This window comes from Cellulomonas chengniuliangii (assembly GCF_024508335.1).
In the GTDB taxonomy this organism is placed as follows: domain Bacteria; phylum Actinomycetota; class Actinomycetes; order Actinomycetales; family Cellulomonadaceae; genus Cellulomonas_A; species Cellulomonas_A chengniuliangii.
In genome coordinates this window covers 2,152,530-2,175,997 of the sequence record NZ_CP101988.1, presented here as the reverse complement: position 1 = coordinate 2,175,997, position 23,468 = coordinate 2,152,530, and the positions used below count along the sequence as shown (strand labels likewise).

At 73.7% G+C, this 23,468-nt stretch carries 20 protein-coding genes and 1 pseudogene; 14 read left to right on the top strand and 7 right to left on the bottom strand.

The window, feature by feature from the left end:
* Window positions 1-15: 15 nt before the first annotated feature.
* Window positions 16-5,007, bottom strand: coding sequence for an ATP-dependent helicase (locus NP064_RS10055; protein ID WP_227569802.1), 4,992 nt, complete (start codon window positions 5,005-5,007; stop codon window positions 16-18).
* A gap of 139 nt (window positions 5,008-5,146) precedes the next feature.
* Between NP064_RS10055 and NP064_RS10050 the strand changes: the two genes are divergently transcribed.
* From NP064_RS10050 to NP064_RS10020, 7 genes are all read left to right on the top strand, one after another.
* On the top strand, window positions 5,147-5,377 hold the full coding sequence (locus NP064_RS10050) for a DUF3046 domain-containing protein (RefSeq protein ID WP_227569803.1): 231 nt from the start codon (window positions 5,147-5,149) through the stop codon (window positions 5,375-5,377).
* A gap of 28 nt (window positions 5,378-5,405) precedes the next feature.
* Window positions 5,406-7,598: an alkaline phosphatase family protein gene (locus tag NP064_RS10045; protein ID WP_227569804.1), complete on the top strand. Its 2,193-nt coding sequence runs from the start codon at window positions 5,406-5,408 to the stop codon at window positions 7,596-7,598.
* Window positions 7,595-8,377: an MBL fold metallo-hydrolase gene (locus NP064_RS10040; RefSeq protein WP_227569805.1), complete on the top strand. Its 783-nt coding sequence runs from the start codon at window positions 7,595-7,597 to the stop codon at window positions 8,375-8,377. The genes NP064_RS10045 and NP064_RS10040 overlap by 4 nt, the downstream gene beginning before the upstream one ends.
* Before the next feature lie 233 nt (window positions 8,378-8,610).
* Window positions 8,611-9,651, top strand: a complete 1,041-nt coding sequence (gene recA, locus NP064_RS10035) for a recombinase RecA (RefSeq protein WP_227569806.1) — start codon at window positions 8,611-8,613, stop codon at window positions 9,649-9,651.
* 1 nt (window position 9,652) lies between these two features.
* Complete coding sequence (locus NP064_RS10030) at window positions 9,653-10,231, top strand: regulatory protein RecX (RefSeq protein WP_256813540.1); 579 nt, start codon at window positions 9,653-9,655, stop codon at window positions 10,229-10,231.
* A gap of 152 nt (window positions 10,232-10,383) precedes the next feature.
* Complete coding sequence (rny, locus tag NP064_RS10025) at window positions 10,384-11,856, top strand: ribonuclease Y (RefSeq protein WP_227569809.1); 1,473 nt, start codon at window positions 10,384-10,386, stop codon at window positions 11,854-11,856.
* A gap of 134 nt (window positions 11,857-11,990) precedes the next feature.
* Window positions 11,991-12,803 carry an SDR family oxidoreductase gene (locus NP064_RS10020; protein ID WP_227569810.1) on the top strand — a complete coding sequence of 271 codons (813 nt, stop codon included), beginning with the start codon at window positions 11,991-11,993 and terminating at the stop codon, window positions 12,801-12,803.
* 42 nt (window positions 12,804-12,845) lie between these two features.
* Here NP064_RS10020 and NP064_RS10015 read toward each other — a convergent pair whose 3' ends face one another.
* From NP064_RS10015 to NP064_RS10000, 4 genes are all read right to left on the bottom strand, one after another.
* The gene (locus NP064_RS10015; protein WP_227569811.1) at window positions 12,846-13,730 is read right to left on the bottom strand and encodes an amino acid ABC transporter permease; all 885 of its coding nucleotides are present in this window, start codon (window positions 13,728-13,730) and stop codon (window positions 12,846-12,848) included.
* Window positions 13,727-14,416, bottom strand: a complete 690-nt coding sequence (locus NP064_RS10010) for an amino acid ABC transporter permease (RefSeq protein ID WP_227569844.1) — start codon at window positions 14,414-14,416, stop codon at window positions 13,727-13,729. The genes NP064_RS10015 and NP064_RS10010 overlap by 4 nt, the downstream gene beginning before the upstream one ends.
* A gap of 79 nt (window positions 14,417-14,495) precedes the next feature.
* Window positions 14,496-15,344 carry a glutamate ABC transporter substrate-binding protein gene (locus tag NP064_RS10005; protein WP_227569812.1) on the bottom strand — a complete coding sequence of 283 codons (849 nt, stop codon included), beginning with the start codon at window positions 15,342-15,344 and terminating at the stop codon, window positions 14,496-14,498.
* A gap of 55 nt (window positions 15,345-15,399) precedes the next feature.
* Entirely contained in the window at window positions 15,400-16,128 is a 729-nt protein-coding gene (locus tag NP064_RS10000) for an amino acid ABC transporter ATP-binding protein (protein ID WP_227569845.1), read from the bottom strand.
* 219 nt (window positions 16,129-16,347) lie between these two features.
* Between NP064_RS10000 and miaB the strand changes: the two genes are divergently transcribed.
* The gene (gene miaB, locus NP064_RS09995) at window positions 16,348-17,943 is read left to right on the top strand and encodes a tRNA (N6-isopentenyl adenosine(37)-C2)-methylthiotransferase MiaB (protein ID WP_227569813.1); all 1,596 of its coding nucleotides are present in this window, start codon (window positions 16,348-16,350) and stop codon (window positions 17,941-17,943) included.
* 15 nt (window positions 17,944-17,958) lie between these two features.
* On the opposite strand, the gene NP064_RS09990 is transcribed toward miaB, so the two are convergent.
* Together NP064_RS09990 and NP064_RS09985 are read right to left on the bottom strand one after the other, a co-directional pair.
* On the bottom strand, window positions 17,959-18,492 hold the full coding sequence (locus tag NP064_RS09990; RefSeq protein WP_372456384.1) for a type III secretion system chaperone family protein: 534 nt from the start codon (window positions 18,490-18,492) through the stop codon (window positions 17,959-17,961).
* Window positions 18,489-19,085 carry a type III secretion system chaperone family protein gene (locus NP064_RS09985; protein ID WP_227569814.1) on the bottom strand — a complete coding sequence of 199 codons (597 nt, stop codon included), beginning with the start codon at window positions 19,083-19,085 and terminating at the stop codon, window positions 18,489-18,491. Before NP064_RS09985 ends, NP064_RS09990 begins: the two co-directional genes overlap by 4 nt.
* A 150-nt stretch (window positions 19,086-19,235) precedes the next feature.
* Between NP064_RS09985 and NP064_RS09980 the strand changes: the two genes are divergently transcribed.
* The 6 genes and pseudogenes from NP064_RS09980 (at window position 19,236) to NP064_RS09955 (ending at window position 23,464) form a co-directional block, all read left to right on the top strand.
* Entirely contained in the window at window positions 19,236-19,742 is a 507-nt protein-coding gene (locus tag NP064_RS09980) for a type III secretion system chaperone family protein (protein ID WP_227569815.1), read from the top strand.
* A gap of 138 nt (window positions 19,743-19,880) precedes the next feature.
* Window positions 19,881-20,333: pseudogene (locus NP064_RS09975) on the top strand (HAD family hydrolase); the annotation flags it as partial.
* A gap of 41 nt (window positions 20,334-20,374) precedes the next feature.
* Complete coding sequence (locus tag NP064_RS09970; RefSeq protein ID WP_227569816.1) at window positions 20,375-21,157, top strand: class III extradiol ring-cleavage dioxygenase family protein; 783 nt, start codon at window positions 20,375-20,377, stop codon at window positions 21,155-21,157.
* Complete coding sequence (gene miaA / locus NP064_RS09965) at window positions 21,154-22,116, top strand: tRNA (adenosine(37)-N6)-dimethylallyltransferase MiaA (RefSeq protein ID WP_227569817.1); 963 nt, start codon at window positions 21,154-21,156, stop codon at window positions 22,114-22,116. The genes NP064_RS09970 and miaA overlap by 4 nt, the downstream gene beginning before the upstream one ends.
* On the top strand, window positions 22,113-23,102 hold the full coding sequence (gene dapF, locus NP064_RS09960) for a diaminopimelate epimerase (protein ID WP_227569818.1): 990 nt from the start codon (window positions 22,113-22,115) through the stop codon (window positions 23,100-23,102). The genes miaA and dapF overlap by 4 nt, the downstream gene beginning before the upstream one ends.
* Entirely contained in the window at window positions 23,099-23,464 is a 366-nt protein-coding gene (locus NP064_RS09955; RefSeq protein ID WP_227569819.1) for a TlpA family protein disulfide reductase, read from the top strand. Before dapF ends, NP064_RS09955 begins: the two co-directional genes overlap by 4 nt.
* The last annotated feature ends 4 nt before the right edge of the window (window positions 23,465-23,468 follow it).

Below are 23,468 nucleotides of genomic sequence, written 5' to 3'. Positions count from 1 at the left end.
CCGGCCCGGACGGGCTCATGCCTGGCCTCTGAGCCGCAGGCCCCGGGGCGTCGGGGCGAACCCGGCGGCCACGAGCGCTCGCCCGGCCGGCTCGTCCAACGTCGCCGAGGCCAGCACCTCGACGCCGTCGATGCGGGCCAGCGTCATACGGCCGAGCTGGCCGCGCCGGACGGACTCGGCCAGGCTCCCCGCGGCGAGCTCGAGCTGGGCCACGTCGTGCGTGAAGGTGAGGACGGTGCGCCCGCCGCGCTCGACGTACAGGACGAGGGCGCCGTCGACGAGCACGACCACCGCCCCCGCCTTGCGGCCGGGCCGGTGGCGGCCGGTCACCCCGGCGGGCCCGTCCTCGCCCGGTGGCGGCGGTGGCCACGCGATCGCGGCTCCGTACGGGTTCGCAGGGTCGGTGGCGGCGAGGACGACCACGAACGGTGGCTCCTCGTCACGGCCCCTCGTCGGACCGGGCGCGAGGTCGCCGTCAGAGGCGCGCCGGGCTGCGCGCTCTGCGGCGCGCTCGACCGTGCGCGCGTCCAGGCGCAGGCGATCCACGGCGCCGGGAAGGGCGAACTGGGAACCGCCCAGATGCTCGACGAAGTAGCCGCGCCGCACCTGTCCTGCCTGCTCCAGGGCTGCCAGCACCCGGTACACCGCGCCGAACTCGGCGGTGACGCCTTCGGCTGGCGCGACCGCCCGGGTCAGCACGCCGTGCCGGTCCAAGAGCTGGGCGGCCAACGCGTGGGCCCGCATCGTGGGGTCGGTCTCCCGCGGAGGGAGCAGCGACCAGCGTCCGCCGGAGTCGGCCGCCGCGGCCGCGCTCGGGCGGCCCAGGCCCTGGCGCAGCCCGAGCCGGGAGCCGGGCGCCAGCGACCGCGCGCGAGCGGCGGGCCGGCGCACGCGATGGGCGGTCGAGCCGGAGCCGAGCCGGGCGCGCAGCGGGGCGAACCGGTCGTTGGTGACGTGCCCCGCCCACACGAGGTCCCAGAGCGCGGCCAGGACCTCGGCCTGCGTCGGCGGGTCGGGATGCTCTCCGGACGCCTCGGCGATCTGGGCGACCTGCGGCAGCAGCCCGCCGAGGAAGAAGGCGCCGCCACCGCCCAGGGCCGCCAGCACGGCCCGGTGCACCGCCGAGTCGAGCAGTCCGCCCGGCACGGCCTCGGTCGGGGCGGGCAACGTCAGGTCGGCCACCGCCGCGGGGTGCAGGCTCACGAGCCCGTCGGCGGCGCCGAGCTCGCCGTGGCCGGCCCACAGCACCTCGCCCGCGGCGGTCAGCTCGTCGAGCATCGCAGGGTCGTAGTCGCTGATCCGGGCAGGCAGCACATGGGTCTCGAGGGCCGATGCCGGCACCGTGGCCCCTGCGAGCTGCTCGACGACCCGGGCCAGCCCGTCGACGCCACGCAGCCCGGCGGCGCGCGCGCCCGTCGCCGCGTGGACCCCCTGCCACCGCGGCAGGAAGACCCCCAGCGTCTGCGGGTCCACCGGCTCCACCTCGGAGCGCAGCGCAGCGAGGGAGCGGCGTCGCAGCGTCCGGAGCACGTCGGCGTCGCAGAACTCGTCTCCAGCGCCGCCCAGCACGTCGGGCCGCAGCCTGCCCTGCACCAGCGCGCCAGCCTGCTCTAGCCGGCGCAGCACCTCCGTGACCACCGCGACGCCGAGCCCGAAACGGTGGGCGACCTGCGCGGCCGGGAACGGGCCGTGGGTGCGCGCGTGGCGGCGCACCAGGTCGCCCAACGGGTCCGGCCGGACCTCGGTGAACGCCTCGGGCACGCCCACCGGCAGGGCGACCCCGAGCGCGTCGCGCAGGCGCCCGGCGTCCTCGATCGCCGCCCACTGCTCGGCGTCGTCGGGGGGCACACCGCCCAGGCGCACGCGGATGACGCGCCTGGCCGCCTCGAGCTCGGCCAGCCAGGCGGCCACGTCCCCGCGCGCGTCCTCCCGCGTGCGGGCCTCGAGCCCCGCGATCGGCAACGGGCCCTGGCGTCGCACCATGTCCGCCAGGTCCTCCAGGGAGCGGGCCTGCCGCTCGGGCGCCAGGCCCGCCAGCTCGGCCTCGGTCCGCTGCACGGCGGCTGGGTCGAGCAGGTCCGCCAGCTGCGACTCGCCGCCCCCGCCCAGCAGCTCGGCGAGCAGCGTCGGGTCGAGCGTCAGCGCGGCGGCCCGGCGCTCGGCCAGCGGGGCGTCGCCGTCGTACAGGAACTGCGCGGTGTAGCCGAACAGCAGCGACTGGGCGTACGGGGAGGGCGTGGGCGTCGTGACCTCGACGACGCGCAGCCGGCGGGCGGCGACGTCGCGCATGAGGTCGGTGAGCGCCTCGACGTCGAAGTCGTCCTGCAGGCACTCGCGGACGGCCTCGAGAAGGATCGGGAAGTCCGGGTACTGCGCGGCGACGCTCAGCAGCTGGGCGGCGCGCTGGCGCTGCTGCCACAGCGGCTGGCGCTTGTCGGGCCGGCGCCGGGGGAGCAGCAGGGCACGCGCCGCCGCCTCCCGGAACCGGGCGCCGAACATCGCCGACCCGCCCAGCTCGGCACGGACGGCCTGCGCCACCTCCTCCGGGTCGATGAGCAGGTCGGCGAGCTCGATCGCGGGGCCGGTGGCCTCCTCGGGCCAGCGCGCGCCCATCGAGTCGGCCACGGGCGCGTCCGAGCTCATCATGTCTGGCAGCCGCAGCACGATGCCGTCGTCCGAGTGCAGCGCGGCGACGTCGACCCCGAACCGCTCGCGCAGCCGCGCGCCGACCACGAGCGCCCACGGCGCGTGGACGCGGGCGCCGTAGGGCGAGTGCAGCACGATGCGCCAGTCGCCCAGCTCGTCGCGGAACCGCTCGACCACGATCGTGGTGTCGGTGGGAGCCTCGCCGGTGGCCTCGCGCTGCTCGCGCACGTAGGCGAGCAGGTTGTCCGTGGCCCAGGGGTCCAGCCCGGCCGCCTCGACGTGCGCCCGGGCGGCGTCGTCCGGCAGGGCCAAGAGCTCGCGGACCCACGCCCCCATCGCCCGGCCGAGCTCGGCGGGGCGTCCGACGGAGTCGCCCTTCCAGAACGGCAGGCGGCCCGGGACCCCGGGCGCGGGCGTGACCAGCACACGGTCCTGCGTGATGTCCTCGATGCGCCACGTGCTCGACCCGAGCGTGAACGTGTCCCCGACCCGCGACTCGTAGACCATCTCCTCGTCGAGCTCGCCCACCCGGCGCCCGCCGCGCATCCGCCCGGCGGTCCGCTCCGCGTCCGCCGGCACGTCGCTGGCGGTGGAGCCGCTCGCCAGGAACACGCCGTACAGGCCACGGTCCGGGATGGTGCCGCCGCTCGTCACCGCGAGCCGCAGGGCGCCCGGCCGCGCGGTGAGGACGTCGAGCGCCCGGTCCCAGACGATGCGAGGGCGCAGCTCGGCGAACTCCTCGCTGGGGTACCGGCCCGCCAGCATGTCGAGGACGGCGTGCAGCGTCGCGTCGCCCAGGCCGGCGAAGGGCGCCGCACGGCGGATCACCGCGGCCAGGTCGGCCACCGCCCAGTCGTCGACCGCGACCATTGCGACGATCTGCTGCGCCAGGACGTCGAGCGGGTTGGACGGCACGGACAGCGCCTCGAGCTCGCCGGTGCGCATCCGGGCGGCCGTGACCGCGGCGGGCACCAGCTCGCCCCGGAACGTCGGGAAGACCACGCCGTGCGACACGGCGCCCACCTGGTGCCCGGCGCGTCCCACCCGCTGCAAGCCGCTCGCCACAGAGGGTGGCGATCCCACCTGGACTACCAGGTCCACGGCGCCCATGTCGATGCCCAGCTCGAGCGAGCTCGTGGCCACCACCGCCGGCAGCCGCCCAGCCTTGAGCTCGGACTCGGTGCGGGTGCGCTCGGCCCGGCTCATCGAGCCGTGGTGGGCCCGGGCCAGGATCGTCGAGGCGTCCCGGGTGTCGACACCCGTCGCCGTGCCCGACTGGCCGGGGGCCTCCGCCGGCCGCAGGTCCCCGGGGTCGGGCACGTCCTCGCCGTTGCGCTCGGCCCACACCTCGTTCATGCGCGCGGTGAGCCGCTCGGCGCCGCGCCGCGAGTTGGTGAACACCAGGGTCGAGCGGTGGTCGGCGACGAGGTCGACGACGCGCTCCTCGACGTGCGGCCAGATGGACGGCCGGGGCGCCGACCCTGCGGCGGACCCGGTGAGGTCCACCTCCCCAGGCGGCAGCGGGGGGAGCGGCGTGCCGTCCTCGGAGACCGCGGGCCGGGTGACGGCGCCCAGGTCCCCGAGGTCGGGAACGGGCACCACCACGTCCACGTCGATGCGCTTGGTCGAGGGGGGCTGCACCACGACGACGCGCCTCCCGCCCTGGGCCTGCGGCCGGGATCCGCCGAGGAAGCCGGCGACGGCGTCGACGGGCCGGACCGTGGCGGACAGCCCGACCCGCTGAGCGGGGCCGGGCCCGCCGGGGCGGTCCAGCAGCGCGTCGAGCCGTTCGAGGGACACCGCCAGGTGCGTGCCGCGCTTGGTCCCCGCCACCGCGTGGATCTCGTCGAGGATGACTGTGCGCACCCCGGCGAGCCCCGCGCGCGCGGCCGAGGTCAGCACGAGGAACAGCGACTCGGGCGTGGTGATGAGGATGTCCGGCGGACGCGTCGCGAACGAGCGCCGCTCCGACGGGGGAGTGTCACCGGTGCGCACCCCCACGGTGACCTCGGGCAGCTCCCGGCCCAGCCGCGTCGCCGCCTGGCGGATGCCCACCAGCGGTGAGCGCAGGTTGCGCTCGACGTCCGTGGCCAAGGCCTTGAGCGGCGAGACGTAGAGCACACGGCACCGCTCTGGGGCGGGGACCTCGTCAGGGTCCGACGTGAGCAGGTGGTCGAGGGACCACAGGAATGCCGCCAGCGTCTTGCCAGACCCCGTCGGGGCGACCACCAGGGAGTGCTCACCGGACGAGATCGCGTCCCAGGCGCCCCGCTGAGCGGCCGTCGGCGCGTCGAAGGCGCCGGCGAACCACTCGCGGGTGGGCGCGGAGAAGCGCGCGAGCACGTCGGGATGGTCGTCCACCGGCCCATTGTCGTCCCCGCCACCCACAGCCGCCGGGCCCACCCCGCGCGCAGCGGGTGGGATCAGCGTTCGTGGCGCTCGCGAACCCGTCTGCGGGCCCGCGGCGCGCACGTCCTCCGCGGGGTGGCACTCTGGAGTCGTGCGCTTTCGTGAGTTCTGGCAGCTGGTCGACGAGGTGCTGGGCTCTGCCCACGGCCGGGCGCTCACCCGCGACCTGGTCATCCCCGGGCTCGGCAACATGACGCCCGTGCAGGCGCTCGACGACGGCGTGGAGCCGCGCGACGTGTGGCACGCGCTGTGCGACGAGCTGGAGGTGCCGGAGCCGCAGCGGTGGGGCTCGGCGCGTCAGGCCCCGCCGCGCCGTCGATGACGTGGGGCGCGTCGAGGGGGCCACGCCGGTGAGCGCCGGCGGGCCGGCGGACGGGCGCCGCGCGTGGTCGCCGACCGTGGGCGACGCCGCCGACGCCGCGCTCAGCCTGGTGACCACAGCCGCGGGCCTGGCCGTCGCGATCGCCGTGGTGGACGGCGTCCGCGCCGACAACCCGTTCTCGGTGCTGCTCGTGGCCGTGGTGGTGGCGTTGGGCGACCTGCTGCTCCGCGCCCCGCTGCGGCTGCTCGCGCGCGTGGCCGGCGCGATGGGGGCGCTCGTGGCCGGCCTCACCGCCCAGGTCGCGGTGCTGTGGCTCGGGCTCCGGCTCGTGCCCGGCGTGGAGCTGGCGTCGACCTGGTCGGTGGCGCCGGTGCTGCTGATCGCCGCGCTGGTGATGGCCGTCGGGCGCTGGCTCTGGGGCGTGAACGACAGCGAGTACGTGATCGCCGACGTGCTGCGCCGAGCCCGCGCGCAGGCCCGCCGCGCCGGCGCCGCGCCCGCCAGGTCGGGGGCCGACCACCGCGAGCCGGGCCTGCTGGTGGTGCAGCTGGACGGCCTGGGCGCCGCGGTGCTCGAGCAGGCGATCGAGGGCGGACTCGCCCCCACCCTGGCGCGATGGATCCACCAGGGCGCCCACCGGAGTCAGCGGTGGTGGGCCCGGGTCCCCTCGACGACGCCCGCCAGCCAGGCTGGCCTGCTGCACGGGGACTCCACCCAGATCCCGGCCTTCCGCTGGTGGGACCGCGGGCTGGGCCGGATGGTCGTGACGAACCACCCCGTGGACGCGGGGATCGTCGAGGAGCGGCTCGCCACCGGCAAGGGGCTCCTCGCGGGCGGTGGCGCCGCCATCTCGACGATGTTCTCGGGCGACGCGGCGGTCAACCAGCTGGTGATGAGCCGCAGCCGCACCCCGGGCCCGGACGGCCGGCGTGCCGGGCTGGGACCCGGCACGTCGTACCTGCGGTTCTTCGCGAGCCCGTTCGTCGTCGCCCGCGCCCTGATCCTCAGCGTCGGCGAGATGGTCAAGGAGCTGTACCAGGCACGCCGCCAGAAGGTCCGGGGCGTCGAGCCGCGGGTGTCCCGCGCCGGCTGGTACGTGATCCTGCGCGGGGTGTCGAACGTCCTGCTCCGGGACCTCAACACGGCGCTGGTCGCGCAGCACCTGGTGCGTGGGACGCCCACGATCTTCGTCGACCTGGTGGACTACGACGAGATCGCGCACCACGCCGGGCCCACACGCCCCGAGGCGCTGCGGGCGCTCGAAGGCCTCGACCGTGTGATCGGCGTGCTCGAGCGCGTCCTTCCCGTCGCGGGCCGCGACTACCGCGTGGTCGTGCTGTCGGACCACGGGCAGTCCCTCGGCGCGACGTTCGAGCAGGTCACCGGGCGCAGCCTGCTCGACACCGTGCGGGCGTTGATGGATGAGCCCGACGCCACCGCGGTGCAGGCGGAGGCGGGCGAGGCGTGGGGGCCGGTCAACGCGCTGCTCACCTCGGTGTTCGGACGGGCAGGGGATCGCCGGCCCGTCATGCTGGGCCCGGACGCGGAGGGCCATGGCGTCCGACGTGATGGCGCCCGACGTGATGGCGCCCGCCGAGACGGCGCCCGGCGGGACGGCGGCCGGTCGGGGGACGGGTCCTCCGGTGGGCGCTCGGGCCGCCCGGCCCCGCAGGAGCCGGCCGAGATCGCGGTCGCGGCGTCCGGCAACCTGGGGCTCGTGTGGTTCCCCGGCTCGCCGCGCCGCCTCGTGCTCGAGGAGGTCCAGGAGCACTGGCCGGGACTGGTCGCAGGGCTCGCGGCGACGCCGGGCGTCGGCGCCGTGGTCGTCGACACCGCGACCCGGGGACTAGTCGCGGTGGGGCCGCGCGGGCTGGTGCTCCTCGAGCAGGACGAGGCGGCCGAGGGCGAGGACCCGCTCGTGCCCTTGGGACCACGGGCACGCGCCGACCTGGCCCGGGCCGGGCGCCTCCCGCACACCGGCGACCTGCTCCTGGTCTCCTCGGTGGAGCCCACCGGGCACGTGCACGCGTTCGAAGGGCTGGTCGGCTCGCACGGCGGCCTGGGCGGGGAGCAGAACGTCGCGGTGCTGGTGCACCCGGTGGAGCTCGAGGTGGACGAGGACCTCCTCGAGGACGTGGGCGGCGCGCCGATGATCGTGGGCTCCGAGGGGGTCCACGTCCAGCTCGTCCGCTGGGCCGAGCAGCTGGGCCTGCGGTCATGACGCCCGGGCTGCGGATCACCTGGCTCGGGCATGCCAGCGCGGTGCTCGACCTCGACGGCGCCCGGGTGCTCACCGACCCGTTGCTGCGCCGGCACGCCGGGCTGCTGCGTCGCCTCGGAGTGACTCCCCGCGCCGCCAGCTGGGAGGACCCCGACGCCGTGCTGGTCTCCCACCTGCACCACGATCACGCCGAGCTCGGGTCGCTGCGCCTGGTGCGGGACGCGCCGGTGCTCTCCGCGCCGGCGAACGCCGCGTGGTTGCGGCGCCGCGGCATCCCGGGCTCACACGGGCTGCCGCCGGGGCGGTGGTGGCAGGCGCCGGGGTCAGAGGTCCGGGTCCGCACCACGCGCGCGGTGCACGGCGAGCGGCCGATGCCGCACCGGCCCAACGCGGCGACCGGCTTCTTGGTCTCAGGGCCCTCGGCCACGGTGTGGTTCGCGGGCGACACCGGGCCGTTCCCCGAGATGGCGGACCTCGCCGCGGAGGCGGGGCGGCCGATCGACGTGGCGCTCGTGCCGGTCGGCGGCTGGGGACCGCGGCTGTCCGGCGGGCACCTGGGACCGGTCGAGGCGGCCCGGGCGTGCGCCTTGGCAGGCGCGTCGTTCGCGATGCCGATCCACTGGGGCACGCTGCACGCGCCGGCGGGCCGTCGCCTCCCCCCGGGGTGGATGGAGCGCGCGGGAGCCGCTTTCGCCGTGGCGCTCGAGCGGACGGCGCCCGGCTGCACGGCCCTGGTCCTGCAGCCGGGGGAGGCCGTGGAGGTCCCGGTCGCCCACTGACCACGCCCGGCCGCGACACGCGGGGCACGCGCTTGTCTCGAACAGATGTTCGGTTACGCTGGGTTGGTGAGGAACAGAGCGTCCTCAGGCACGGTGAGCGGAGCGCCCGCCCACCGCCTGTGGACAGGGCTCAGACGCATGTCGGTGGTCGGGCATAGCGTCTCTCGCAGTCGACAGACCAGCCCCTATGACGAGCAGCGCGACGCTGCCTGAGACGACAAGGTGTGACGAAGATGGCAGCTCCCCAGGACCGCGCGAAGGCTCTCGAGGCCGCGCTCGGACAGATCGACCGGCAGTTCGGCAAGGGCTCGATCATGCGCCTCGGCGATGACGGCCGCGCCCCGGTCGAGGTGATCCCCACGGGGTCGATCGCCCTCGACATCGCGCTCGGCATCGGCGGGCTCCCGCGCGGCCGCGTGGTCGAGATCTACGGCCCCGAGTCCTCCGGCAAGACCACCGTCGCGCTGCACGCCGTGGCCAACGCCCAGCGCGCAGGCGGCATCGCGGCGTTCATCGACGCCGAGCACGCGCTGGACCCGGAGTACGCCAAGAAGCTGGGCGTCGACACCGACGCGCTGCTGGTCTCGCAGCCGGACACCGGCGAGCAGGCGCTCGAGATCATGGACATGCTGATCCGCTCCGGCGCGATCGACATCGTGGTCATCGACTCCGTGGCGGCGCTCGTGCCCAAGGCGGAGATCGAGGGCGAGATGGGCGACTCCCACGTCGGCCTCCAGGCCCGCCTGATGTCGCAGGCGCTCCGCAAGATCACCGGCGCCCTGAACTCGTCGGGCACCACCGCGATCTTCATCAACCAGCTCCGCGAGAAGATCGGCGTGTTCTTCGGCTCCCCGGAGACCACCACGGGTGGCAAGGCGTTGAAGTTCTACGCCTCGGTGCGCCTCGACATCCGTCGCATCGAGACCCTCAAGGAGGGCACCGACGCCGTCGGCAACCGCACCCGAGTCAAGGTCGTCAAGAACAAGATGGCCCCGCCGTTCAAGCAGGCCGAGTTCGACATCATGTACGGCGTCGGCATCTCCCGTGAGGGCAGCCTGATCGACATGGGCGTCGAGCACGGCATCGTGCGCAAGTCGGGATCCTGGTTCACCTACGAGGGCGACCAGCTGGGCCAGGGCAAGGAGAACTCGCGCGCCTTCCTGCGTGACAACCCGGACCTCGCCGCGGAGATCGAGAAGAAGATCAAGGAGAAGCTCGGCATCGGCCCGCAGGTCACTGCCCCGGCCGAGGCTGAGGGCAAGGTCGACTTCTGAGGTGGGGCACGGACGACGTCGCGGCGCGGGAGGCCAGGAGCCTCCCGCGCCGCGGTCGGCGGGCCAGGACGTCGAGGCCGATCCGGAGCAGGTGGCCCGCGCCATCGCGCTGCGGCTGCTGAACCACTCAGCGCGCAGCAGGGCGCAGCTGGCCGAGGCGATGGCCGCCAAGGATGTGCCCGTCGAGGTCGCCGAGGCGGTGCTCGACCGGTTCACCGAGGTCGGCCTGATCGACGACGAGGAGTACGCGCGGATGCTCGTGCGGACTCGTCATGCCGAGCGCGGCTTGTCACGGCGCGCGATCAGCGTCGAGCTCCGTCGCCGCGGCATCGACGACGACCTCGCGCTGGCAGCCCTGGACGAGGTGGACGACGCCCAGGAGGCGCAGGCGGCGCGCGCCCTCGTGCGCAAGCGACTGGCGTCGACCCGTGGCCTCGACCCGCAGGTGCGCGCCCGGCGGACGTTCGCGGCCCTAGGACGCAAGGGCTACCCGCCCGGCCTGGTCAGCATGCTCGTCCGTGAGGAGCTCGCCGCTGAGGGCGCGGACGTCGAGGACGAGGGTTTCGCACCGGTTGACTGAGCCGCCGTCCAACCTCCCAGACCAGGTGATATCCCCGTGATCGTGATCGAGGGATGGAACCCTGACCTGCGGCGCTGGTCGGTGGGGGAGAATGGCGCCTGACTGGCCGACAACCACCGTGGATGCCGAGACCCGGCCAATGAGTCCTGGAGGTGCCCGTGCCGTTCGGGGAGATCGGGATCGTCGTCGCCCTGCTGATCGTGTGCCTGGTGGCGCTCCTGCTCGTGCTGATCGCGCGACGCGAGGCCACCGCGCAGCGCGAGCAGGCGACCAAGGACGTCGCGGAGATCCGCAGCGAGGCACGAGCCCTGCTGGCTGACGCGGAGCGCCGCACTGCGCGATTGGCCGAGCGCGAAGACGAGCTGGCGGCTGAGCGTCGAGCCCTCAAAGACCGTGAGGGCGAGCTGCAGGGGCGGTCGGCAGAGCTCGAGGCCCTCCGCGAGCGCACCGCCAGCGAGCGCGCCGCCGCCGAGCAGCACGCCCGCGAGCTGCTCGAGTCCGCAGCAGGGCTGACCACTGACGAGGCGCGAGCCGAGCTCGTGCGCCGCACGGTGGAGGCCGCCACGAACGAGGCGGAGGCCCAGGTGCGGCGCGCCGAGGCCCACGCGCGGCGCACCGCCGAGGCGAAGGCCAAGCGGATCGTCGCCACCGCGGTGCAGCGGGCGGCGGTGGCCACCAGCGCCCAGTCGTCGATCACCGTGCTGCGCCTGCCCTCCGAGGAGATGAAGGGCCGGATCATCGGCAAGGAGGGGCGGAACATCCGCACCTTCGAGGCCCTCACCGGTGTCAACGTGCTGATCGACGACACCCCCGACTCGGTGGTGCTGTCCTGCTTCGACGCCGAGCGCCGCGAGATCGCCCAGGTCGCGCTCGAGTCGCTCATGGCCGACGGCCGCATCCACCCGCAGCGCATCGAGGCCGCCTACGCCGAGGCCGTCGCCGGCGCCGACGAGCGGACCCTCGCCGCCGGCCACGAGGCGGCGGAACGGGCCGGGGTGAACGGCCTGGCCACCGAGCTCGTCCGCACCATGGGCCGACTCCGGCTGCGCACCTCCTACGGCCAGAACGTGCTCGAGCACCTCGTCGAGAGCGCCCTGATCGCCGGGGCGGTGGCTGCCGAGGTGGGCGCCGACGTCGCCGCCACCCGCCGGGCGGCGTTCCTGCACGACATCGGTAAAGCCCTCACCGCCGAGAAGCAGGGCACCCACGCCCAGCTCGGCGCCGAGCTCGCCCGTCAGCATGGCGAGTCGCCGGCGGTCGTCAACGCCATCGCCGCCCATCACGACGAGGTTCCGGTCGAGACGGTCGAGGGTGTCCTCGTGCAGGCGGCCGACGCGATCTCCGCGGCCCGTCCTGGCGCGCGCCGCGAGGAGCTCGACCAGTACGTCGAGCGCATGGACAAGCTCGAGCAGCTCGTCACCGCCCACGCGGGGGTCCGCCGCGCTCTCGCCATGTCCGCGGGCCGCGAGGTCCGGGTGGTCGTGGAGCCGTCCGAGGTCGACGACTACGCGCTCCCGCAGCTCGCCGTCGCCATCGCCAAGCACATCGAGGCCGATCTCGCCTACCCGGGTGAGATCAAGGTCACCGTCGTCCGCGAGATCCGGGCCAGCGCCACAGCCGGCTGAGCGGCAGCGCGCCCACGCGAGCCGTCGCACGGCCGCTGGGCGGGTGAGCCGACTCGTGAATCTCATGGCGTCGGCGCGTGTGCGCAGGGCATCATCTGCCCGGACCCAACCGCGCGACCCTGAGGTGCTGCGACATGACACGGACAACCACGCCCACCGCCGCCGGCACGGCGTCGTTCGACTTCCGTGGACGGGTGTACCTGGTGACCGGCGCGTCGCGGCGGGTGGGCATCGGCGCCGGGATCGCGCGCCAGCTCGCGGCAGCCGGGGCAGACCTGGTGCTGCAGTCGTGGTCGCCGCACGATGCCGGTCAGCCATGGGGAGAGGACTCAGAAGGGCCCGCCTCGATCGCCGCGGAGTGCGAGGCGATGGGAGCGACGGTCACCCAGATCGCCGCGGACTTCGCCGATCCCCTCGCGCCAGCACAGGTGATGCAGCAGGCGGTCAGCGCGCACGGCCACGTCGACGGGGTGGTGGCGAACCACGCACGCGGGATGGCCGGCACTCTCGAGACGATCGACGCAGCCGAGCTCGACCTGTCCTTCGCTGTGAACGCCCGAGCCACCGCGTTGCTCGTCAAGGAGTTCGCCGCTCAGCATGACGGGCGGCCAGGCGGCAGGGTGGTGCTCTTCACCTCGGGGCAGCACCGGGGTGGGATGCCGGCAGAGCTCCCGTACGTCCTCTCCAAGGGCGCCATCCAGCAGATGACGGCCAGCCTCGCGGCGCACCTGGCGCCCCGCCTGATCACCGTCAACTGCGTGAATCCCGGCCCCACGGACACCGGATGGGCCGACGAGGCAGGGGAGCGCTGGGTGCGCGAACGGATGCCGCAGGGGCGGTGGGGTCGTCCCGACGACGCGGCGAACCTGGTGCTGTGGCTGCTGTCCGACCAGGCCCAGTGGGTGTGCGGGCAGACCATCGACTCCGAGGGAGGATTCTCCCGCTGATCCGTCAGCGGCTCGGCGCCCGAGGTCGCCGAGCGCCGTGCCTCACCGCGTCGGCGCCCCCTTCGTCGCCGCGATAAGGCTCGGCGCCTCAGCCTTCGTCCGCCCGCTGGTCCGCCGTCCGAGCCGCTGGCCGACCCATGGCGCGAGCTTGGTCAGCGCGTAGTTGATGACGATGAAGATGACGGCGGCGACGGCCAGCGCTTGGAGGATGTTGCCGTTGGCGTTGCCGAGCCCGCGGGCCTCTTGGAGCAGTTCGCGGTAGGTGATGATGTAGCCGAGCGCGGTGTCTTTGAGGATGACGACGAGCTGGCTGACCAGGGCCGGGAGCATCGCGATGAGGGCCTGGGGGACCTCGACGGAGCGCAGCGACTGGGGGCGGGTGAGCCCGACGGCGAGGGCGGCCTCGCGTTGGCCGCGCGGCAGGCTGTACACGCCGGAGCGGACGAGCTCGGCGAAGACGGAGCCGTTGTAGAGGATGAGTGCTGCCACCACGGCCACGAGCGGGTACTCGCTGGGCCGCAGCATGGTGATGTTCACCTGGGACAGCCCTAGCCAGATGAAGATCATCATGAGCAGCACGGGCACGGCGCGGAAGAACTCGACGACGATCCCGGACAGGGTCCGGATGATCCGCGACTGCGACAGGCGCCCGAGCCCGAAGAGCAGCCCGAACACCGCGGAGCCGATGATCGCCAGCCCCGCCGCGCGCAGCGTGTTGATCAGCCCGGGGATGAGGAAGTTCTCCCAGGCGCTCCACTGCAGGAACGGGGTCCACAGGTCGGCCGCGAGCTGGCCCTTGGCGCCGAGCTGGGCCAGGACCAGCACCGCGATCCCCGCCACGACGAGCCCGAACACGATGTTCAGCCACATCATGCGGCGGCGGGCCTTGGGGCCGGGGGCGTCGAACAGCACGCTCTGGCTGGTCATCGGGTCACCGCCAGTCGGCGCGAGAGGGAGGTGGTGGCCAGGCCGATCGGGATGACGATGATGACGAACCCCAGGGCGAACGTGAAGAAGATCGCGAAGATGACGTCCGGGCGGAACTCGATCATCGTCTTCATGAGGCCCGAGGCCTCGGCGACAGAGCCGGCCGCGGCGACGGTGGAGTTCTTCGCGAGGGCGATCAGGGTGTTGCCCAGCGGGGCGACGGCGCCCCGGAAGGCCTGCGGCAGGATGATCAGCCGCGCGGTCGGCAGGAACCCGAGCCCGATGGCACGCGCGGCCTCGGCCTGGCCGATGGGCACGGTGTTGACCCCCGAGCGGAGCGCCTCGCACACGAAGGCCGCGTGGTAGACGGCCAGGCCGAGCACCGCCAGCCGGAAGAAGTTCTCGTTGAAGTCGCTGGAGAGCGTGACCCCGAGCTGGCTCCAGAGCCCCAGGACGCAGAACACGATGATGATGGTCAGCGGTGTGTTGCGGAGCAGGTTGACGTACGTGCTGCCCGCCCAGCGCAGGCTCGGCAGCGGCGAGATCCGCATGACGGCGAGCACGGTGCCGATCACCAGCGCGATGATCGCGGCGAAGAAGGTGAGCTTGATGTTGACCCAGAACGCCGCGGGGACGTCGAACTGGGAGAACAGTGACAGGAACTGGGACAGGTAGTCGCCGTCCAGCGAACTCACCTCCTCGGTGCGTGATGGACGGTGGTGGGGACGACCGGAGCGGACGTCCCCACCACCGGGATGCGGAAGGTCAGGCGCAGGCCTGGACCTCCGGCGGGTTCAGCTCCTCGTTGGCCTTGTAGCCGGACTCGCCGACGTTCGCGTCGAGCAGCTCCTGCCAGGTGCCGTCCTCGATCATCGCGGTGATCGCGTCGTTGACCTGCTGGCAGGTGGTGTTGTCCTGGGGGAGGCCCACGCCGTAGTTCTCCTCGGAGAACGGGTTGCCCACCACCTTGACCTTGCCGACGTTGCTGGGCTGGGAGGCCAGGCCCGCCAGGATGATGTCGTCGGTGGTGACCGCGTCGACCGCCCCGGAGGTGAGGGCTGTGACGCACTCGGCGTACCCGGGCTGCTCGAGCAGGTTCACGCCCGCGGCGTAGGTGTCCTTGATGCGCTGGGCCGACGTGGACCCGGTCACCGAGCACAGGTTCTTGCCCTCGAGGTCCTCGGGCCCGTTGATCGAGTCGTCGTCGGCCGCGACGAGCAGGTCCTGCCCGGCGACGAAGTACGGGCCGGCGAACGCGACAGTCTCCTTGCGGGAGTCCGTGATCGAGTACGTCGCGAAGATCATGTCGACCTGGCCGGTGGACAGGAGGTTCTCGCGCTGGGCGGAGGGCGCCTCGACCCAGGTGATCTGGTCCTCCGAGTAGCCGAGCGCCTCCGCGACGTTGCGGGCCACATCGACGTCGAAGCCGGAGTACTCGTTGCCCTCCTTGAATCCAAGGCCGGGCTGGTCGAACTTGATGCCGATCCGGACTGTGCCGCCGCCACCGGCGCTCTCGGAGGCCGAGTCGCCCGAGTTGTCGTCGCTCCCACCGCAAGCGGTGAGCAGGAGGGCGGTCGCGGCGATCGCCGCCACCCCCAGGGGTCGTCTGCGCATCATTCGTTCCTCTCGTTGCGTGGCACCACGGGGTCGTGAGGGTCTGTGCGGGGGGTTAGTGGGTGAGGATCTTCGACAGGAAGTCACGGGCGCGGTCGGAGCGGGGCGCGGTGAAGAAGGTCTCGGGGGTGGCCTCCTCGACGATCTGGCCGCCGTCCATGAACACCACGCGGTGCGCGGCCTTCCGCGCGAAGCCCATCTCGTGGGTGACGACGATCATCGTCATCCCCTCGCGGGCCAGGGAGACCATGACGTCGAGGACCTCGTTGATCATCTCGGGGTCGAGCGCCGAGGTCGGCTCGTCGAAGAGCATGACCTTGGGGCTCATCGCGAGGGCCCGCGCGATGGCGACGCGCTGCTGCTGCCCGCCGGACAGCTGCGCGGGCAGCTTGTCGGCCTGGTTCGCCACTCCGACCCGCTCGAGCAGCGCCATGGCCTGCTCGCGGGCCTGGGCGGGCTTCGTGCCCTTCGCCTTGATCGGGCCCAGCGTGACGTTCTCCAGGACGGTCTTGTGGGCGAAGAGGTTGAACGACTGGAACACCATCCCGACGTCCGCGCGCAGCCGGGCGAGCTCGCGGCCCTCCTCGGGCAGGGGGGCCCCGTCGATCGTGATGGTCCCGGAGTCGATCGTCTCGAGCCGGTTGATCGTGCGGCACAGCGTCGACTTGCCGGAGCCCGACGGTCCGATGACGACGACCACCTCGCCTCGGCTGACTGTGAGGTCGATGCCCTGCAGCACGTGGAGGTCGCCGAAGTGCTTGTCGACGCCGGTGAGCACCACCAGCGGGTCGCCGATGGGGCGGGACGCGTCCGGGGGATTGCCGGGTGTGCCTGGTGCAGCGTCGACTGGGGTTTCCTCTGCCATTCGACGAACTTAGGGGGCTTATGTTGCGAGTGCTACCGGTATAGGTCACGTCCTGGCAACGTTCTGGACATCTGACTGGGGGATGCGACGCCGCAGGTGACGCGGTCGCCGCGTGGCCGCGCCTTACCCTTGAGGGTGATGTCCACGACCACGCCCCCTCGCACCGCCGCTGCCGCTGCCGACGCCGACACCGGCGCGCGCCGCACGTATCTCGTCAAGACGCTCGGCTGCCAGATGAACGTCCATGACTCCGAGCACATGGCCGGCATGCTCGAGCAGGCCGGCTACGTGGCCGCCAGTCCGCAGGACGCGGCCGAGGAGGCCGCCGACATCATCGTCATCAACACGTGCGCGGTGCGTGAGAACGCCGCGGACAAGCTGTACGGCAACCTGGGGCGGCTGGCTGGCGCCAAGCGCTCGCGGCCGGGCATGCAGATCGCCGTGGGCGGCTGCCTGGCGCAGAAGGACCGCGCTGGCATCGTCGAGCGTGCGCCGTGGGTGGACGTCGTGTTCGGCACCCACAACCTCGACGCGCTCCCGGTGCTCCTGGAGCGGGCACGGCACAACCAGCGCGCCGAGGTGGAGATCGCCGAGTCGCTGCAGGTCTTCCCCTCGACGCTCCCGACCCGGCGCGAGTCGGTGTACGCGGGCTGGGTGTCGATCAGCGTCGGCTGCAACAACACCTGCACCTTCTGCATCGTGCCGCACCTGCGCGGCAAGGAGCGGGACCGTCGCCCGGGCGAGATCCTCGCCGAGGTCGGCGCCCTGGTCGGCCAGGGCGCGATCGAGGTCACCCTGCTTGGCCAGAATGTGAACTCTTACGGCGTCGAGTTCGGCGATCGCGGCGCCTTCGGCAAGCTGCTCCGCGCGGCCGGCGCCATCGAGGGCCTTGAGCGCCTGCGCTTCACGTCGCCTCACCCCGCCGCGTTCACCGACGACGTGATCGCGGCGATGGCCGAGACCCCGACGGTCATGCCGCAGCTGCACATGCCGCTGCAGTCCGGATCGGACCGGATCCTGCGCGCGATGCGCCGCTCGTACCGCTCCGAGAAGTTCCTCGGCATCCTCGACCGAGTGCGGGCCGCGATGCCCGACGCGGCGATCACCACCGACATCATCGTCGGCTTCCCGGGGGAGACCGAGGAGGACTTCGCGGAGACCCTGCGCGTGGTCGAGGCCTCCCGGTTCGCGTCCGCCTTCACGTTCCAGTACTCCCAGCGTCCTGGCACGCCGGCCGCCGACCTGCCCGACCAGCTGCCCAAGGAGGTCGTCCAGGAGCGTTACCAGCGCCTCACCGACCTGCAGGACCGCATCGCCCTCGAGGAGAGCCGCGCGCAGGTGGGACGGACCGTCGAGGTGCTCGTCGCCGAGGGGGAGGGGCGCAAGGACGGCGCCACGCACCGCGTGACCGGCCGCGCCGCGGATAACCGTCTGGTGCACCTGGCGCTCCCCGCCGGGCTCGCCGAGGAGCACCAGCCGCGGCCGGGCGACCTGGTCACCGTGACGGTCACCCGGGCGGCGCCGTACCACCTCGTCGCCGACTCGGCGCTGGACCCCGTCCCTGCGTTCGCCGTGCGGCGGACCCGGGCGGGAGACGCCTGGGCGTCTCGCACGGCAGGCGGCGACCACGGCGCCGGCGACGCGGCCGCCGCGGGCGGGTGCGGCACGGGGGCGTCCGGGCCGACAGGGCCTGTGGTGCTCGGGCTGCCGACGCTGGGCCGCCCCGCTCACTGACCGCGGGTCCCGCAGTCAGTTGTCCGGCACCCCGGGCGGAGGCGCGTCGTCGCTCGGGATGAGCCCTTCCAACGCCGAGAACATCTGCACCCCGGTGCCGAGCCCGCACGCGACCAGCTGGGCGATCTGCAGATCCGTGGCGCCCTGCTCCAGGTCGGCCGAGACCTCGCTGTACAACGCGAGCAGGCCCTCCTCCTCGCGGACGTAGACCTTCGGCCAGATGCGCTCGCGGTTCCAATCGTTGACCGCTAGGGCGACTGCCTGCCGCCGCTCGAGCGGCAACTGCCGCTGCCACCGGCCGCGCACCTGCAGGATCTCCTCGTGCTCGCCGAGCAGCAGGAACCAGAAGCGGTTGCCGTCCCAGGTGCCGGTCAGGTCGCCGTCGTCGTCCACGAGGAACTGGTAGCCGCGGCCGCGCAGGTAGTCGCCGATGCGGGCGCGCGTCAGCGGCGTGGGGATCGGGGAGCCGGACCGGGGCGTGGTGCTCTTCGCGGGCGAGCGGGTCCCCAGCATCCGCGAGATCCACGCGCCGAGCGGGCGGGCGCTCACGGGGCGATCCCGGCGGGATCGGGGTAGAGCTCGTCGATCGCGTCGAAGAACATGCTGCCGGTGCTCAGGCCGCAGAACAGCAGCTGGTTCAGCTGGTCGTCAGTGACCCCGTGCTCCAGGTCGGTGGCCACCTCGGTGATGACGTGGATCATCCCGTTGTCCCGCACCCGCACGTACGCCTTGGGCCAGATGCGGTCGGCGTTCCACTCGTTGCACGCGTCGAGCACCTCTTCGAGCCGCTCGATCGTCACCTCGCGGTTCCACTGGCCCCGGACCTGCAAGATCTCGGACTCCTCGCCGAACAGGAAGAAGTAGAACAGCCTTCCGCGCCACAGCCCGCCCAGGTCGCCATCGCTGTCCACGAAGTAGCTGAAGTCGTTGCGTGCGAACCACTGCGCGATGCGCTCGGTCGTCACCGGGCGGGGGGTGTCGACGACCTGTGCGCCCAGCTCGCGTGCGAGGAGGCCTGTGACCTGCTGGTGGAGCTCGTCATGCTCGTCTACGCCATCGGCGCCGTCATCGGGCGCGCGCCGGCCGCTCTCCGGCGGTAGCCCGAGCCACCGGCTCAGCCGACGGTCCCGGAAGAAACCCATGGCCGAAACCCTACTCGTGCTCGCCTGGTGGTCTGCCAACCGACGTGGCGACGCGCGCGAACGTTGGGAATGACCTCGGCCGCGGGTTCGGGCTACCCTCGGGCGGCAGCGCTACCCCCGCGCGATTCACGAGACATGAGGTCGTTTGTCATGGGTTTCTTCAGCAGGCCGGACGCGGATGCCACGGCATCCGAGCTCGCACCGTTGAGCCACCAGCGCATCATCGAGCGACTCGAGGCGCAGGGCTTCACCTACGGCGTCGACGACGACGGGGACATCGGTGGCCGATGGGATGACCACGCCTTCTACTTCTTCCTGCTCGGGCGCGACTCCGAGTACCTGCAGGTCCGCGGACGCTGGAGCCGCGACGTCCCGCCGAGCGAGGTCGACGCGCTCACCGCTGAGGTCAACGCCTGGAACCTCGACAAGCTGTGGCCCAAGGTCTACGTGCGAGACGAGGGCGAGCGGCTTGGCGTGTACTCCGAGCACACCGTCGACTACGAGCACGGTGTCACCGACGGCCAGCTCGAGTTGCACATGGCGTGCGGCATCAGCACCGCGCTGCAGTTCTTCGCGCACCTCGACTCGCTGTACCCGCAGGCGGTGGCCGAGTCCCGCGCACAGCTCGCCGGGCACGCGACCACGCCGAGCGCCTGACGTCGTTCGCGGATGCGAGCCGGCGGGCAAGCCACCGAGGCCGTTCTGTTCGACCTGTGAGACGCAGTACTTCCAGCAGTTCCTCGATGGGCGCCTCACGTTCGCGGAGCAGCGTGCGCAGCGCATGCGCGTGTTCGATGCCTCGCGCGGCTCGGCCTCCGCGGAGAAGAGGAGCGCGGGCGGTGGTTCGAGCGGTACCTGGAGTGCTACGAGAGGGAGTGGCGGGTCTTCGACGATGTCCACGAGACGCTCGGCGCCCTCGACGAGGCGGGTGTGGCCGTCGCGATCGTGACGAACGGCGACCTCGACCAGCAGGTGCGCAAGCGCGACCGTCTGGGGCTCGCCGGCCGCACGCTCATCGCCTCGAGCGAGGTCGGCGAGCGCAAGCCTGGACGCCGCGTCTTCGAGGTCGCCTGCGCCCGGCTCGGCCTGCCCGCGTCCGCGTGCGCGTTCGTGGGCGACGACCTCGAGGCCGATGCGCGCGGCTCCGCCCGTGCAGGGCTTCGGGGGGTGTGGCTCGACCGCAGCGGGCAGGGCTCGCCTCCCAGTGACGTCGAACGCATCACGTCGATCCGTGACCTGGTCTGGTGACCTCGTCCGAGTGACGCGACCGGAGCGGCTACCGTCGAGGCATGCTCGCCGCCGCCGCCCTGGTCCCCGAGACCGCACTGCTCGTCCCCGGGGCCGCTGGCCGGGCCGAGGTGCTGGGGGAGGTGCGGGAGGCCGCGCTGGCCGCGGTCGCCCAGGTCCTGGCGCAGGCTCCCGACGTGGTCGTGGCGGTCGCCCCGGGCCCGCTCGACCGCCTGCTCGGCGACCAGGCTCGGCCGAGCCTGCGGGCGGCCGGGATCCCCGACGAGGCGCTCGGCTGGCAGCCCTCGTCCTCGCACGGCGACGACGCGGTCGTCGCCGGTCCCGGAGCCAGCGTCGCGATGCTGCTGCTCGCCGCGGCCGGCTGGCAGGGGCGCACCGAGGTGGTCGAGGTCGGACAGCCCGTGCCGGATCAGGCGGACGCGCCGTCGACCGCGGCCTGCCCCGGCCAGCTCCGCGCCCTCGGCGGGCGCCTCGCCCAGTCCCCGCCGCCCGGGGCCCGGGTCGGCCTTGTCGTCGCGGGCTCGCTCAGCGCACGGCACGGGCCTGACGCCCCGCTCGCGGAGGACCCGGAGGCCGCGATCGTGGACGCCGCACTGCTGGACGCGATCGCCGATGCAGGGCCGGAGGCGCGCGCGCTCCTCGCCGCGGCCTCGCCTGAGGCGGCCCAGCGGCTCGCGATCAGCCTCTGGGGGCCGATGCAGGTGCTCCTCGGCGCTGTCGCCGCGGACGCGCGGATCAGTTCCGAGGTGCTCGCATCGGGAGCCCCGCTCGGCGCCGAGCACGTCGTCGCCACCTGGCTCCCGGCGGGGGAGGCGCTCCGATGAGCGCCGCGACCGTCATCGCGATCGTCGGGCCCACCGCGACGGGCAAGTCGGACCTCGGGCTCGCGCTCGCGGAGCGGCTCGACGGGGAGATCGTCAACACCGACTCGATGCAGCTCTACCGCGGGATGGACGTCGGGACCGCCAAGCTCACCCCGGCCGAGCGCCGGGGGATCCCGCACCATCAGATCGACGTGCTCGACCCGCTCGAGGACGCCTCGGTGGCCGACTACCAGACCGCGGCGCGGGAGGATCTGCGCCAGATCGGGAGCCGCGGGCGCCGGCCCGTGGCCGTGGGCGGCTCGGGGCTCTACGTGCGGGCCCTGTTCGACCGGATGGAGTTCCCGGGCACCGACCCGCAGGTCCGCGCGCGGCTCGAGGAGCGCGTCGAGGCCGAGGGGTCGCGAGCGCTGCACGCCGAGCTCGAGCGGCTCGACCCGACGGCGGCGGCCGGCATCGGGCCCCGCAACGCCCGCCGGGTGGTCCGCGCGCTCGAGGTCATCGAGCTCACCGGCCGCCCCTACTCGGCGAGCCTGCCGCAGCACGTCTACGAGGTCCCCGCGCTGCAGATCGGGCTGGACTGCGACCGGACCGTGCTCGACGCGCGGATCGAGTCCCGGGTCGCGCGCATGTTCGACGCCGGGCTGGTGGACGAGGTGCGCGCGCTCGCCGCGCACGGCCTCGGCCGGACCGCCGCCCGCGCCGTCGGGTACGCGCAGACGCTGGCCCTGCTGGACGGCGAGCTCGGCGAGCAGGAGGCCCGCGACGCGATCGCGGCGGGCACCCGGCGCCTGGCGCGCAAGCAGATGGGGTGGTTCGGGCGCGACCCCCGGGTGCACTGGCTCGACGCGCAGGACCCGGACCTGGTCGACCACGCCCTCGAGCTGGTCGCCGCCGCCGACGCGGGGCGGCTCGAGCCGCCCGTCGTCGACCCGGAGCCGCGCCGTAGTCTGGGCTCATGACCAGTCCCGACACCGACCTGGCCGCCACCGGGGCGCCCGTGCCCCTCAGCGCCCCCGCGACGCTGTCGGCTACCAAGGGCCACGGCACGCAGAACGACTTCGTGCTGCTCGACGACCGCGACGGCGCGCTCGACCTCACCGACGCCCTGGTCCGCGCGCTCGCGGACCGGCGCGCCGGGATCGGCGGCGACGGCGTGATCCGCCTCGTCGCGAGCTCGGCGCTGCCGGAGGGCGCTGCGAGCCTCACGCAGGACCCGCGGGCGCAGTGGTTCATGGACTACCGCAACGCCGACGGGTCCATCGCGGAGATGTGCGGCAACGGGGTGCGGGTCTTCGCCGCCTACCTGGCGAGCCTCGGGTTGTGGGACCCGGCCGACGGGGACCTGACGATCGGGACCCGCGCGGGGGTGCGGCACGTGCGCCGCGAGCCCGCGCCCGGCGCGCCCGGTGGCGTCTGGTACGCAGTCGACATGGGCGCGTGGACGTTGCCGGGCGGTGACACGGCGCAGGCCGCGGGATTCGACTCCGAGGTCGTGGTCGCCGGGCTGGAGGTGGCCCGCCCCGCGCTGAGCGTGGACGTCGGCAACCCGCACACGGTGCTGGCGCTCGCGGGCGAGGCCGAGCTGGAGTCGGTGGACCTGACCCGGGCGCCGTCGGTCTCCCCGGCGCCGCCGCACGGCACCAATGTGGAGGTCGTCGTCCCGCTCGGGGAGGGCGCCGCCCCCGACGGCACGCTCGTCGGGCGGGTGCGGATGCGCGTCCACGAGCGCGGCGTGGGCGAGACCCGCTCGTGCGGGACAGGGGCGTGCGCTGCGGCGCTCGCCGTGCGGACGTGGGCCGGGCACGGCGCGCCGGACGTGTGGCTCGTCGACGTGCCTGGCGGCACCGTCCGCGTGCGGCTGCTCGACGGTGGCCATGTCGAGCTCGCCGGCCCGGCGGTCCTGGTCGCCGCCGTCGAGGTCGACCTGGCGGCCCTGGGCGCATGAGCGCCGGCGCCGGCCAGGAGCCCGGTCAGGCGGTCCTGACCGCGGCCGACCTGGGCGCCCGCCTGGGCCAGCGGGCGACGTTCGTCCAGGTGTCGAGCGCCTTCTGCCTGCCCTGCCGGGCGGCCCGGCGCGTGCTCGCCCAGGTCGCCGACCAGCACGAGGGTGTGGCCCACGTCGAGATCGACGTCGCCGATCACCTGGAGCTGGGGGAGTGGCTGGGCATCCGGGCCACGCCGACGGTGCTGGTGCTGGACGCGAACGGCGCCGAGCGGGTGCGCGCCACGGGCGCCCCGACGCTCGCCCAGGCCCGGGCGGCCCTCGCCCGGGTGATCGGGAGCCTCGAGAGTTCCAGCTCTGCCTGAGGCG

Bases quoted from the DNA above. Each gene is read 5' to 3' on its own strand.
- NP064_RS09955 (WP_227569819.1), top strand. From the start codon at position 23,099: ATGAGCGCCGGCGCCGGCCAGGAGCCCGGTCAGGCGGTCCTGACCGCG.
- NP064_RS10015 (WP_227569811.1), bottom strand. From the start codon at position 13,730: ATGACCAGCCAGAGCGTGCTGTTCGACGCCCCCGGCCCCAAGGCCCGC.
- miaB (WP_227569813.1), top strand. From the start codon at position 16,348: ATGTCCACGACCACGCCCCCTCGCACCGCCGCTGCCGCTGCCGACGCC.
- NP064_RS09970 (WP_227569816.1), top strand. From the start codon at position 20,375: ATGCTCGCCGCCGCCGCCCTGGTCCCCGAGACCGCACTGCTCGTCCCC.
- NP064_RS10020 (WP_227569810.1), top strand. From the start codon at position 11,991: ATGACACGGACAACCACGCCCACCGCCGCCGGCACGGCGTCGTTCGAC.
- miaA (WP_227569817.1), top strand. From the start codon at position 21,154: ATGAGCGCCGCGACCGTCATCGCGATCGTCGGGCCCACCGCGACGGGC.
- recA (WP_227569806.1), top strand. From the start codon at position 8,611: ATGGCAGCTCCCCAGGACCGCGCGAAGGCTCTCGAGGCCGCGCTCGGA.
- NP064_RS10005 (WP_227569812.1), bottom strand. From the start codon at position 15,344: ATGCGCAGACGACCCCTGGGGGTGGCGGCGATCGCCGCGACCGCCCTC.
- dapF (WP_227569818.1), top strand. From the start codon at position 22,113: ATGACCAGTCCCGACACCGACCTGGCCGCCACCGGGGCGCCCGTGCCC.
- NP064_RS09985 (WP_227569814.1), bottom strand. From the start codon at position 19,085: ATGGGTTTCTTCCGGGACCGTCGGCTGAGCCGGTGGCTCGGGCTACCG.
- NP064_RS10040 (WP_227569805.1), top strand. From the start codon at position 7,595: ATGACGCCCGGGCTGCGGATCACCTGGCTCGGGCATGCCAGCGCGGTG.
- NP064_RS09980 (WP_227569815.1), top strand. From the start codon at position 19,236: ATGGGTTTCTTCAGCAGGCCGGACGCGGATGCCACGGCATCCGAGCTC.